Annotated in this window: 7 protein-coding genes; 1 reads left to right on the top strand and 6 read right to left on the bottom strand. The window is 56.6% G+C overall.

The window, feature by feature from the left end:
- Positions 1-222 precede the first annotated feature (222 nt).
- From glgP to asd, 6 genes are all read right to left on the bottom strand, one after another.
- Positions 223-2,670 carry a glycogen phosphorylase gene (gene glgP / locus QSK07_RS18510; RefSeq protein ID WP_285722196.1) on the bottom strand — a complete coding sequence of 816 codons (2,448 nt, stop codon included), beginning with the start codon at positions 2,668-2,670 and terminating at the stop codon, positions 223-225.
- A 19-nt stretch (positions 2,671-2,689) separates the two neighbouring features.
- The gene (gene glgA / locus QSK07_RS18505; RefSeq protein WP_098052165.1) at positions 2,690-4,123 is read right to left on the bottom strand and encodes a glycogen synthase GlgA; all 1,434 of its coding nucleotides are present in this window, start codon (positions 4,121-4,123) and stop codon (positions 2,690-2,692) included.
- A gap of 63 nt (positions 4,124-4,186) precedes the next feature.
- Positions 4,187-5,479, bottom strand: coding sequence for a glucose-1-phosphate adenylyltransferase (gene glgC, locus QSK07_RS18500; protein ID WP_098052164.1), 1,293 nt, complete (start codon positions 5,477-5,479; stop codon positions 4,187-4,189).
- Positions 5,480-5,489: 10 nt separating this feature from the next.
- Entirely contained in the window at positions 5,490-7,472 is a 1,983-nt protein-coding gene (gene glgX, locus QSK07_RS18495; protein WP_285722194.1) for a glycogen debranching protein GlgX, read from the bottom strand.
- Entirely contained in the window at positions 7,469-9,652 is a 2,184-nt protein-coding gene (gene glgB, locus QSK07_RS18490) for a 1,4-alpha-glucan branching enzyme (RefSeq protein ID WP_285722192.1), read from the bottom strand. Before glgB ends, glgX begins: the two co-directional genes overlap by 4 nt.
- Before the next feature lie 909 nt (positions 9,653-10,561).
- Entirely contained in the window at positions 10,562-11,671 is a 1,110-nt protein-coding gene (gene asd, locus QSK07_RS18485) for an aspartate-semialdehyde dehydrogenase (protein ID WP_013359322.1), read from the bottom strand.
- 217 nt (positions 11,672-11,888) lie between these two features.
- Between asd and QSK07_RS18480 the strand changes: the two genes are divergently transcribed.
- The gene (locus QSK07_RS18480; protein ID WP_013359324.1) at positions 11,889-12,482 is read left to right on the top strand and encodes a YhgN family NAAT transporter; all 594 of its coding nucleotides are present in this window, start codon (positions 11,889-11,891) and stop codon (positions 12,480-12,482) included.
- The last annotated feature ends 79 nt before the right edge of the window (positions 12,483-12,561 follow it).

The raw sequence follows: 12,561 nt of genomic DNA, 5'->3' as shown, positions 1-12,561 counted from the left end.
CGGTTGCCTGTCGGGTCGTTTTGCTTTCCCGCATAGTAGCGATTCTCAGCCAGGGTGTAATGATCTGGCTCGCTCTGCGGGCAAATACAGGCACAGAAATCATAAGACGCTGAACCCTGTGGAAAAGCGTGCGGGATGGCGGGAGGGTCGGAAGAGAAGATGGCAATGTGGCGGCCGGTTACCCGGCCGCAAAGAACGTCAGAAAGGCGTACTGCCCGGATCCTACAGCCTTATTGGTGAGATGTTCCAGATCTCATCGGCGTACTCCTGAATGGTACGGTCCGACGAGAAGTAGCCCATGCCGGCGATATTTTTCGCCGCGCGGCGCTGCCACTCATCCGGTTTACGATAGAGCGCATCCACCTTATCCTGGGTATCTACATAGCTGCGATAATCCGCCAGTAACTGGTAGTGATCGCCGAAGTTAACCAGAGAATCGAACAGATTGCGGTAGCGGCCCGGATCCTGCGGGCTGAATACGCCAGAGGCAATCTGAGTCAGCACCTGATGCAGCTCTTCATCCTTTTCGTAATAGTCACGCGGGTTATAGCCGCCCTTACGCAGCGCTTCGACCTGCGGCGTGGTATTACCAAAGATGAAGATGTTCTCTTCCCCGACGTGATCCAGCATCTCAACGTTGGCGCCATCCAGCGTACCGATCGTCAGCGCACCGTTCAGCGCAAACTTCATGTTACTGGTACCGGACGCTTCCGTCCCTGCGGTCGAGATCTGCTCAGAGAGATCGGCCGCCGGAATAATGATCTGTGCCAGACTCACGCTGTAGTTCGGGATGAAGACCACCTTCAGTTTGTTCTTCACCTGCGGATCGTTGTTGATCACATTCGCGACATCGTTGATCAGATGAATGATGTGCTTGGCGACGTAATAAGCCGACGCTGCTTTACCGGCAAAGATATTCACGCGCGGCACCCAATCTGCCTGCGGATCGGCCTTGATGCGGTTGTAGCGGGTGATCACATGCAGCACGTTAAGCAGCTGACGTTTGTACTCGTGAATACGCTTGATCTGTACATCAAACAGCGCGTTCGGGTCGAGCACCACATCCAGATTCTTCGCCACCCAGTCGGCCAGCCGGCGCTTGTTCTGATGCTTGGCAACCGCGACTTTTTCAATAAACGCCGGATAGTCGATCTGGGCTTTCAGCTCATCCAGCTGGCTGAGATCGGTACGCCAGTTGCGACCAATCTCTTCATCCAGTACCTCTGACAGCGCCGGGTTCGCCAGCGCCAGCCAGCGACGTGGGGTGACGCCGTTGGTTTTGTTGCAGAAGCGGCCCGGGAACAGACGGGAGAAGTCGGCAAACAGCGACTGGACCATCAGGTTAGAGTGCAGCTCTGAGACGCCATTCACTTTGTGGCTGACCACCACGGCCAGCCAGCCCATGCGTACCCGGCGTCCATCGTTCTCGTCGATGATCGAAATGCGCGACAGCAGGTCCAGGTCATCAGGGTAATGATCCTGAATCGTCTTGAGGAAGAAGTCGTTAATCTCGAAAATGATGCTGAGGTGGCGCGGCAGGATCTTACCGATCATATCGACCGGCCAGGTCTCGAGCGCTTCGGTCATCAGCGTATGGTTGGTATACGAGAAGACCTGACAGCAGACGTCGAAGGCGCTGTCCCAGCTGAATTTATGTTCGTCAATCAGCAGGCGCATCAGTTCGGGGATCGCCAGCACCGGATGGGTATCATTCAGGTGAATGGCGATTTTGTCCGCCAGGTTGTCCCAGGTCTGGTGCATCCGCCAGTGACGATTCAGGATGTCCTGCACGGTGGCGGAAACCAGGAAATATTCCTGACGCAGACGCAGCTCACGGCCTGAATAGGTGGAGTCATCCGGGTAGAGTACGCGCGACACGTTTTCAGAGTGGTTTTTATCTTCCACGGCCGCGAAGTAGTCGCCCTGGTTGAACTTGCCGAGGTTGATTTCGTTGCTGGCCTGCGCACCCCACAGTCTCAGGGTATTGGTGGCATCGGTGTCGAAGCCAGGAATGATCTGGTCATAGGCCATCGCCAGGATCTCTTCGGTCTCAAGCCAGCGCACCTTCGTGCCTTCATGCTGGACGCGACCGCCAAATCGTACTTTGTAACGGGTATTGAAACGCTGGAATTCCCACGGATTACCATATTCGAGCCAGTAATCCGGCGACTCTTTCTGCTCACCTTCCACGATGTTCTGTTTGAACATGCCGTAATCATAGCGGATGCCATAACCGCGGCCCGGCATGCCCAGCGTTGCCAGTGAATCGAGGAAACAGGCCGCCAGGCGACCCAGACCACCGTTGCCCAGCCCCGGATCGTTCTCCTCCTCCATCAGCTCGGCCAGATCCAGACCCATCTCATCCAGTGCCTGGTTGAGATCGTCATAGATCCCCATCGCCAGCAGCGCATTCCCTAACGTGCGGCCCATCAGGAACTCCATCGACAGGTAATAGACCTGGCGGACATCCTGAGAGAGCTGGGCACGGCTGGAACGCAGCCAGCGCTCCACCATCCGGTCGCGCACTGCCAGCAGCGAGGCGTTGAGCCACTCGTGCTTGTTGGCGATCGAGGGATCTTTGCCGATAGTGAACATCAGTTTGTAGGCAATCGAATGCTTTAAGGCATCAACCGTCAACGTTGGTGAGGCGTAAGTGAAAGGTGCATTCATATCCAGTTTTCCCAATCCGTTACATCAAACGTTGGTAGAGATCACGGTAGGCTTGTGCGGCCACCTGCCAGCTAAAGTCCATGCCCATCGCCTGACGCTGAACGTAACGCCACAGTGAAGGACGGGACCACAATACAAACGCGCGCCGGATGGCCCGCAACAGCGACCAGGCGTTGGCATCTTCAAAGCTGAAGCCACTGGCGATACCGTCGGCCAGGTTCTCCAGAGAGCTGTCATTGACGGTATCTGCCAGCCCGCCGGTGCGGCGCACTAACGGCAACGTACCATACTTCAGGCCATAAAGTTGAGTCAGGCCGCAGGGCTCAAAGCGACTCGGCACCACGATGACATCCGCGCCACCGACAATACGGTGGGAGAACGCTTCGTGATAGCCAATCTGCACACCCACGCTGCCCGGATGCTCCGCCGCTGCCGCCAGAAATCCCTGTTGCAGCTCGGCATCACCCTGTCCCAGCAGCACCAGCTGTCCGCCCTGCGCCAGCAGGCCAGGCAGCGCTTCCAGCACCAGGTCCAGGCCCTTCTGTTTGGTCAGACGGCTGATCACGCAGAATACCGGCGCTTTATCATCCACCTTCAGGCCCATTGCCACCTGCAGCTGCCGTTTGTTTTCCGCTTTCGCTTCCAGCGTGTCGCGGTTATAACGCGCACTCAGCAGCAGGTCGTGCGCCGGGTCCCAGATAGAGGGATCGACGCCATTGAGGATCCCGCTAAGACGGCCTTCCAGCATCCGCTGCGCCAGCAGGCTTTCCATGCCATAAGCATATTCGGCAGAGGTAATTTCATGAGCGTAAGTCGGGCTCACCGCCGTAATGTGGTCAGCGTAAAAGAGTCCCGCTTTCAGGAAGGAGATCTGACCGAAGAACTCCAGCCCATGCATGTTAAAGAACGACCACGGCAGGCCAATCTCATCCATGTGATGCGCCATGAACAGCCCCTGGTACGCCAGGTTATGTACGGTGAAGACGGATTTAGCCGGACGACCACGCGCTTCCAGATAGGCGCAGGTCAGGCCAGCATGCCAGTCATGCGCATGCACAATCTCGGGACGCCACATAGAGTCCATGCCGCACGCCAGTTCACAGCCGACCCAGCCCAGCAGCGCAAAGCGCAGATAGTTGTCAACATACGCAAACTGCGACTCGTCATGGTAGGGACTGCCGGGACGATCGTAGAGGCCAGGCGCATCAATTAAGTAGATGCCCACACCATTAAATTCACCAAATAGCAGACGTATATGACCGGCAAATGTCTCTCGCTCCGTCACTACCTGGAGATCGGGTATGCCTTTGCGCAATGCGGGAAAAGCGGGCAACAGTACCCGTGTATCCGTGCCGCCCGCAATCTGCGCCTGAGGTAATGCCCCGACTACATCAGCCAGTCCGCCCGTTTTCAGCAGCGGGAAAAGTTCTGAACAGACATGTAAAACCTGCATCCTCGACCTCATTAAGTTATCCGGCACGCTCCGCGTGCCGATTGCGTAAGTTCCGCTTATCGCTTACAGCCCCGCTTTGGCCAGCCTTGCCAGCATGGCGCGAGTGACCAGTACGATCCCTTCATCCGAACGGTGAAACCGGCGACTGTCTTCATCGGGGTTTTCGCCAATAACCATGCCTTCCGGCAGTTCGCAGGCGCGATCAATCACACAGCGACGCAGGCGACACGATCGACCCACTACCACATCAGGCAGCAGTACGGTTGAATCAATATTGCAAAACGAGTTAACGCGAACGCGTGGGAACAGCACTGAATTGACCACCACCGAACCGGAGATAATGCAGCCGCCCGACACCAGCGAGTTCATGGTCATCCCGTGACTGCCGGAACGATCCTGAACAAATTTGGCTGGCGGCAGCGGCTCCATGTGAGTACGAATCGGCCAGGTAACGTCATACATATCAAGCTCAGGCATCACCGAGGCCAGGTCGAGATTGGCGCGCCAGTATGCTTCCAGCGTTCCGACGTCGCGCCAGTAAGGCGGCGCATTGTCATCGTTCTGGACGCAGGAGAGCGCAAAGGAGTGCGCATAGCCTTCGCCGCTTGCCACGATTTTCGGCAGGATATCTTTGCCGAAATCATGGTTAGAGCCTGGCGTCTGCAGATCCTCCTCCAGCAGCGCATAGAGATAGTCCGCGTTAAACACGTAAATCCCCATGCTGGCGAGCGACTGCGTGTCATCACCTGGCATGGTGGGCGGTTTCGCGGGTTTCTCCACGAAGTCGACCACCCTGTTATCTTCGTCCACCGCCATCACGCCAAAGGCCGTGGCCTCATGCACCGGCACCGGTAAACAGGCGATGGTACATTTCGCCTCGTTCACCACGTGATCCAGCAGCATGCGTGAATAATCCATCTTATAAATGTGGTCCCCGGCAAGGATCACGATGTACTGCGCCTGATAGCGGCGAATCACATCAAGGTTTTGCGTCACGGCATCGGCCGTTCCGCGATACCACTGTTCGGTCGAAAAGCGCTGCTGCGCTGGCAGCAAATCGACAAACTCATTCATCTCTTCATTGAAGATCGACCAGCCACGCTGGATATGCTGAGTCAGGGTATGAGACTGATACTGGGTAATCACGCCAATCCGTCGGATACCGGAGTTGACGCAGTTGGAGAGGGCAAAGTCGATAATGCGGAACTTGCCGCCGAAATGCACCGCCGGTTTAGCACGTTTGGCCGTTAAATCGACCAGACGCGTGCCGCGTCCGCCGGCAAGGATCAGAGCAACCGTCTGTGTAGGGAGCTGGCGGGCCAGCATCAGGTGTTCTGTTCTGTCTAACTTAACCATGTCTGACTCCTTATGATTGCTTTTGGAACGCGCACACACCGTGTGCGGGACCATGCCAGACAGTTAGCAGGATGGGGTTGTCGTCCCCGGCGAAAGGAGGAAGGGCACGCCATTCTCCGTCTGGTAACACGATGTCATTCACCGTATCCGTGGCGTTTATTGTTATTAACCAGCGGCCGGACAGCAGGATCTGCAATCTGTGCATCCCCTGTGCCCATTCATCGTGTTGCAGTGGCTGGCCACCGGCATTGAGCCACTGCACATTGCCGTCACCGTCCTGCCACCAGCGATCTACGGTCAGCGCAGGAATGCGCTGGCGCAGAGCAATCAGTGCTGCGGTGAATCCGACTAATCCCTTCTCATCCGCCTGCCAGTCAAGCCAGCTCAGGGCGTTATCCTGACAGTAGGCGTTGTTGTTGCCGCGCTGCGTATGGCCGCGCTCATCGCCAGCCAGCAGCATTGGCGTGCCCTGTGACAGCAGCAGCGTCGTCAGCAGTGCCCGCACGCTGCGACGGCGACGTTCGATCACGTCAAAGCTGACGTTCAGCCCCTCTTTGCCGTGGTTGTGGCTGTAGTTATCACCGTGGCCATCGCGGTTATCTTCCCCGTTGGCTTCGTTGTGTTTACGTTCGAAGCTCACCACATCCCACAGCGTAAAGCCGTCATGGGCGGTGATCAGGTTAACCGTGGCGTGTGGTGGCCGGTCATCATGCTGGTAGAGATCGCTGGAGGCGGCAAAGCGCCGGACGAACTCACCATTGCTCAAGCCACCATGTAGCCAGTAACGACGCGCAGTGTCGCGAAACTTATCGTTCCATTCGGCAAACGGTGGCGGAAAACGGCCAACCTGATAGCCGTCAGGGCCGATATCCCAGGGTTCTGCAATCAGCTTGACCTGAGAGAGCAGCGGACAGGCGCGTATCGCCTCAAAAAAGGGTGCATCACGCTGGTAATCAGGTGTGCGGCCAAGAACCGGTGCAAGGTCAAAGCGGAAGCCGTCGACATGGCAGACGCGCACCCAGTAACGCAGCGCCTCCAGCGCCCACAGCATCACCTGCGGATGGTGGATGTTCAGCGTGTTGCCGCAGCCGGTCCAGTTCTGATAACCGCCCTGCTCATCGAGCCAGTAGTAGCTGGCATTATCGATACCGCGCATCGAGATCGTCGGGCCAATCTCGTCCAGCTCAGCGGTGTGGTTGAACACCACATCCAGCAGCACTTCGATACCCGCGGCATGCAGGCTTTTAACCGCCTGCTGAAACTCCTGCAACGGCGTCACGCCCGGCTGACCGGAAGCGTAACGGGGATCCACCGCCCAGAGCGCAAAAGGGTTATAGCCCCAGTAGTTGCTGAGGCCGAGCTGCAGCAGTCGCGGCTCGCTGGCGAAGTGGGCCACCGGCAGCAGCTCAAGGGTGGTAATTCCCAGCTTGCGCAGGTAATCCACCATAACAGGATGACCCAGCGCCGCGTAAGTCCCGCGCAGCGTTTCCGGAATTTCCGGATGCTGCTGTGTCAGGCCGCGCACATGGGCTTCATAAATTACCGTGTTGCCCCAGGCCATACGTGGCGCGACATCGCCCTGCCAGTCAAAATCTTCGGCTACCACCACACATTTAGGCGCAATCGCGGCGTTGTCATGCGGATCGGGCTGCGCGTCGCCGCCCTGAAACAGCGGGTCATCCGGAACATCGCCTTCCACCGCGCGGGCGCAGGGATCAACCAGCAGCTTTGCCGGGTTAAAGCGATGTCCCCGCTGCGGCGACCAGGGGCCGTAGACCCGGTAGCCGTAGCGCTGTCCCGGTTTTAACGCCGGAACATAACCGTGCCAGATATCCCCACTGCGGCCAGGCAGGTTAAGACGCTGTTCTGCGCCCTGTTCATCAAACAGGCAGAGCTCTACGCGCTCCGCATGCTGTGAGAACAGAGTGAAGTTAACGCCTTTGCCATCGTAACGGGCACCCAGCGGTTCGGGATCGCCGGCAGTAATGGTCATTCAGCCTCCCGCACCAGCCAGACTGTTGCCAGCGGCGGCAGATTGAGACTCAGTGACTGCGGTCGTCCGTGGCTCTCCTGCTCATCGGTATGCACCCGATGAATGCGCACGTCGCTACCGTGATACTCATGCTGATCGGTGTTGAGCACTTCACGCCAGTAGCCCGGCTGATTAACGCCAAAGCGATAACCCGAACGCGGTACCGGGGTGAAATTGCTGATGACGATCACTTCGTTGCCTTCACGGTCGCGGCGGACAAAGGCGAAGACGGAGTGTTCCGCATCGTTCACCACCAGCCACTCAAAGCCTGCCGGTTCAAAGTCCAGCTGATGCAGCGGCGTGTAATGCTGATAGGTATGGTTGAGGTCGCGCACCAGACGCTGAACACCGTGATGCCAGTTGTCATCCCCTTCCAGCAGATGCCAGTCCAGGCTGACGTCATGATTCCACTCGCGGCCCTGAGCAAATTCGTTGCCCATGAACAGCAGTTTCTTGCCCGGGAAGCCCCACATCCAGCCGTAGTAGGCACGCAGATTGGCGAATTTCTGCCAGGCGTCGCCCGGCATACGATCGAGAATCGAGCGCTTACCGTGCACCACTTCGTCATGCGACAGCGGCAACACAAAGTTTTCGGTGTAGTTGTACATCATGCCGAAGCTCATCAGGTTGTGATGGTGCTTGCGGTAGATGGGATCGACCTGCATGTAGTCGAGCGTGTCGTGCATCCAGCCCAGATTCCATTTGAACCAGAAGCCCAGTCCGCCGCCTTCGGTCGGACGCGTCACGCCAGGATAGTCGGTAGACTCTTCAGCCATAGTTACCGACCCGGACGCCACCGTGCCGAGCGTGCGGTTGGTGTAACGCAGGAATTCGATCGCTTCGAGGTTCTCACGGCCACCGTACTGATTTGGCACCCACTCCCCTTCGTTGCGGCTGTAATCGCGGTAGATCATTGACGCCACCGCATCCACACGCAGGCCATCGATGCCAAAGCGTTCGGTCCAGTAGAGCGCATTGCCCGACAGGTAGTTGCTTACTTCGCGGCGACCAAAGTTGTAAATCAGGGTGTTCCAGTCCTGATGGAAGCCTTCACGCGGGTCGCTGTGCTCATAGAGCTGCGTTCCATCGAAGCGCGCCAGACCGAAATCATCGCTGGGGAAATGACCCGGCACCCAGTCGAGCAGCACGTTGAGGCCCGCTTCATGGGCGGCGTCAATAAAGGCGCGGAATTCATCACGGGTTCCAAAACGGCGTGTCGGCGCATACATGCCCAGTGGCTGATAGCCCCAGCTGCCATCGAACGGATGCTCGTTGATTGGCAGCAGTTCGATATGGGTAAAGCCCATCTCTTTAACGTAAGGCACCAGCTGTTCAGCCAGCTCTTTGTAGCTCAGCCAGAAGTTGTTGTCGGTGTGCCGACGCCAGGAGCCCAGATGCACTTCATAGATGGAGATGGGCGCGTCAAAACCGTTGGCGGCTTTACGCTCCTCTTTCATCTCAACCGGCTCTGGCAGGCCACAGATCATCGACGCAGTTTGCGGGCGCATCTGCGCTTCAAAGGCATAGGGATCCGCTTTGATGCGCAGTTCACCATTGGCATCGATAATTTCATATTTGTAGAGCTGACCGTTGACCGCGCCCGGTACAAACAGCTCCCAGATGCCCAGTTCCTGACGCAGACGCATCGGATGACGGCGGCCATCCCAGAAGTTGAAGTCACCAACCACTGAGACGCGACGGGCGTTGGGTGCCCAGACGCAGAAGCGGGTCCCGAAGACGCCATCGATGACATCGCCATGCGCGCCCAGCGTCTCGTAAGGACGCAGGTGTGTTCCTTCCGCCAGCAGCCATAAATCCATCTCCTGCAGCAGCGGGCCAAAGCGGTAGGCATCATCGACCAGATTTTGCTGGCCGTGCCAGTTCACCGCCAGCTGATAGCGGAAATGATTTTTACGGCGTGGAATGACGCCACTGAAGAAGCCGCGTGCATCCTCGCACACCAGCTGAGCCAGTTTACGTCCGGTGGAGGTTTCAATGACCCACACTTCGAGCGCTTCGGGGAGCAATGCCCTGACTTCCAGGCCTTGCTGAGTTCGGTGCATCCCTAGTAACGAAAAAGGGTCGGCATAATTACCCGCAAACAGGGCATTGATCGCATCGCGATCGGGAAGCTCTGACATGACTTTCTTCCTGTGATAATTGGCAGCCGAAATGAACGCAACATAGCCTGTCGCGCTTCACCTGCGCTGCTCTTCATTGAGCCATACGTACAACGGCAAAGAAGTCAGGCCATTCCGTGGGAAAATTTTTTTGCCGTGTACCACAACCATTTAGTCCGGAAAGCACAAGAGTTACCTGTGGCACATCATGGTTAAATCATAGCTTGGTCGCGGCAGTTGCCATGGACTTAAGCAAAATATTCTTTAGCGATCGGCAAAAAAGGGAAGCTGATCACTGAGTAAGCGAAACGGCAGGCTATTTCCCATACGAAACAGACAAAAAAGGCCGGATAAATCCGCGGATTAGTGTCATTTATGCTGCCCGGCGTGTCCGGATGGAAGACGCTGCATTTTTCACCGGGCTGGAACAGTGTCTCTGCCGCCGGACAATGTCAGACACCCGGCGTGATGAGCGCAGACGGCGATGGAGAAAAGCTACCTGATAACGTGTTGTAAAGCGATGGTTAACGACATGTTTCTAATCGAATGAGAGATAAGAGCCTGTAATGGCTGAGATACAGGGCACCTTTACTTCATCCTGCTCAGCATCTTCGTGCCGCCTGCTCTGTGTCACAGGCAGAGTAACGTTGTCGTTATTGCTCTGTGTCCTGACAGCCCAGGCGATCCGATCGGGGTCTACCCGAACACAGGTTAATCACGTCTCAGAGAGAGCAGCCAGCCATAAATGACCAGACAGGTCATAAAGTGCAAAGCGTTTTTTTTGCTAAAACGCCATAACATTATCCCCGGCCGGACAACAAAAAAGCCCATAACCATGAGTCATGATTACGGGCTTTCACATAGCGACCAGATCCTTTAGCCAATCATTTTGTCTGATCCGACCGGTATGACTCAGGCGATGTTTGCTGGTTAGTTGGTTAACAACCGCAGCATGCGGCGCAGCGGTTCGGCAGCGCCCCATAACAGCTGGTCACCTACCGTGAAGGCGGAAAGATATTCCGGCCCCATGTTCAGTTTACGCAGACGACCAACCGGCGTGGTCAGCGTGCCGGTGACGGCGGCAGGCGTCAGTTCACGCATCGTCAGCTCGCGATCATTCGGCACCACTTTGACCCACTCATTATGGGAGGCCAGCAGCTGTTCAATTTCAGCCAGTGGCAGGTCGCGTTTCAGCTTCAGCGTAAAGGCCTGACTGTGACAGCGCAGCGCACCGACGCGCACACACAATCCATCAACCGGGATGACCTTAGAGGTGGCGAGGATCTTGTTGGTCTCCGCCTGGCCTTTCCACTCTTCGCGGCTCTGACCGTTTTCCAGCTGCTTGTCGATCCACGGAATCAGGCTGCCCGCCAGCGGTACGCCGAAGTTATCGGTCGGTAAGGTGCCGGAACGGGTAAAGTCGGTCACGCTACGCTCGATGTCGAGGATGGCGGAAGCCGGGTTCTGCAGCGCAGGCGCAACGTGATCGTGCAGCATGCCCATCTGGGTTAGCAGTTCGCGCATGTGCCGCGCGCCGCCGCCAGAGGCGGCCTGATAGGTGGCAACCGACGCCCACTCCACCAGATCCTGCGCAAACAGGCCGCCCAGCGACATCAGCATCAGGCTGACGGTACAGTTTCCGCCGACAAAGGTTTTGATGCCACGGTCGATGCCCTGGCGAATCACAGCATGGTTAACCGGATCGAGGATGATGATTGCATCATCCTTCATGCGCAGCGTGGAGGCCGCATCAATCCAGTATCCCTGCCAGCCGCTGGCGCGCAGCTTTGGATAGACGTCACTGGTGTAGTCGCCGCCCTGGCAGGTGATAATGATATCCAGCGCGCGCAGCGCTTCAATATCAAATGCATCCTGCAGTGTGCCCTGCTGTTTGCCCGCAAACGCGGGGGCCGCCTGACCATGCTGCGACGTCGAGAAGAAGACCGGATTGATTGCATCAAAATCACGCTCTTCACTCATGCGGGACATCAGCACTGAGCCAACCATACCGCGCCAACCAACAAAACCTACATTCTTCATGTCGTGTCCGTCTAAGGCAGTTACACCTGCTTTTCATTTCAGAGGAGAGAGCCGCGTGCTATTTTCACGCCGCTCTGCGTAATAATAAGGTTTACCTATGTCCCCTCACTCTACAAAATGCAGGCCGGGTAGCAAGTGAATTAATTCGATTACGCTAATTTTTTCAGCAGCGTAACTAATAACTCCGCTTTTTCGCGAACAATATGGCGTAAAACCGATGACTGAAATGATTTCGGCAACAATATTATTGTTGTTAATTATGGATCCACTGGGCAATCTGCCGATTTTTATGTCGGTTTTAAAGCATCTGGAGCCGAAACGGCGGCGGGTGGTGCTAATCCGCGAAATGCTGATCGCGCTGATCATCATGCTGCTATTCCTGTTTACCGGTGAACGCATCCTGGCGTTTTTGAATCTGCGCACCGAAACGGTGTCGATCTCCGGCGGGATCATCCTGTTTCTGATCGCCATCAAGATGATTTTTCCGTCGGCCGAAAGCAGCAGTTCTGGCTTACCGGCGGGCGAAGAGCCTTTCCTGGTGCCGCTGGCGATTCCACTGGTGGCCGGGCCATCGCTACTGGCCACCTTGATGCTGCTGTCGCATCAATATCCGCATCAGATGTCGCATCTGGTGGGTGCGCTGCTGATCGCCTGGGGCGTAACGGTCGCTATTCTGCTGATGTCAGGTCTGTTCCTGCGTCTGCTGGGCGATAAGGGTGTGAATGCGCTGGAACGTCTGATGGGATTGATACTGATTATGCTGGCAACCCAGATGTTTCTGGACGGTATCCGGGCCTATCTGAAGTTATAGGCGCACCTTTGTCCATTTGAACTGACAGGCAGGCAGCCGCATTAATTCAGCCTTTTTATCACAAAGTTACGACATTGAA

Source organism: Pantoea sp. QMID4 (assembly GCF_030270445.1).
GTDB classification, from domain to species: Bacteria; Pseudomonadota; Gammaproteobacteria; order Enterobacterales; family Enterobacteriaceae; genus Pantoea; species Pantoea vagans.
The sequence above is the reverse complement of the archived record's forward strand: the minus strand, read 5'-3'. Positions and strand labels throughout refer to the sequence as shown.

What these genes read in the sequence shown, in the direction of transcription:
- QSK07_RS18480 (WP_013359324.1), top strand. Translation starts at nt 11,889, where the DNA reads ATGACTGAAATGATTTCGGCAACAATATTATTGTTGTTAATTATGGAT.
- glgA (WP_098052165.1), bottom strand. Translation starts at nt 4,123, where the DNA reads ATGCAGGTTTTACATGTCTGTTCAGAACTTTTCCCGCTGCTGAAAACG.
- glgP (WP_285722196.1), bottom strand. Translation starts at nt 2,670, where the DNA reads ATGAATGCACCTTTCACTTACGCCTCACCAACGTTGACGGTTGATGCC.
- glgB (WP_285722192.1), bottom strand. Translation starts at nt 9,652, where the DNA reads ATGTCAGAGCTTCCCGATCGCGATGCGATCAATGCCCTGTTTGCGGGT.
- asd (WP_013359322.1), bottom strand. Translation starts at nt 11,671, where the DNA reads ATGAAGAATGTAGGTTTTGTTGGTTGGCGCGGTATGGTTGGCTCAGTG.
- glgX (WP_285722194.1), bottom strand. Translation starts at nt 7,472, where the DNA reads ATGACCATTACTGCCGGCGATCCCGAACCGCTGGGTGCCCGTTACGAT.
- glgC (WP_098052164.1), bottom strand. Translation starts at nt 5,479, where the DNA reads ATGGTTAAGTTAGACAGAACAGAACACCTGATGCTGGCCCGCCAGCTC.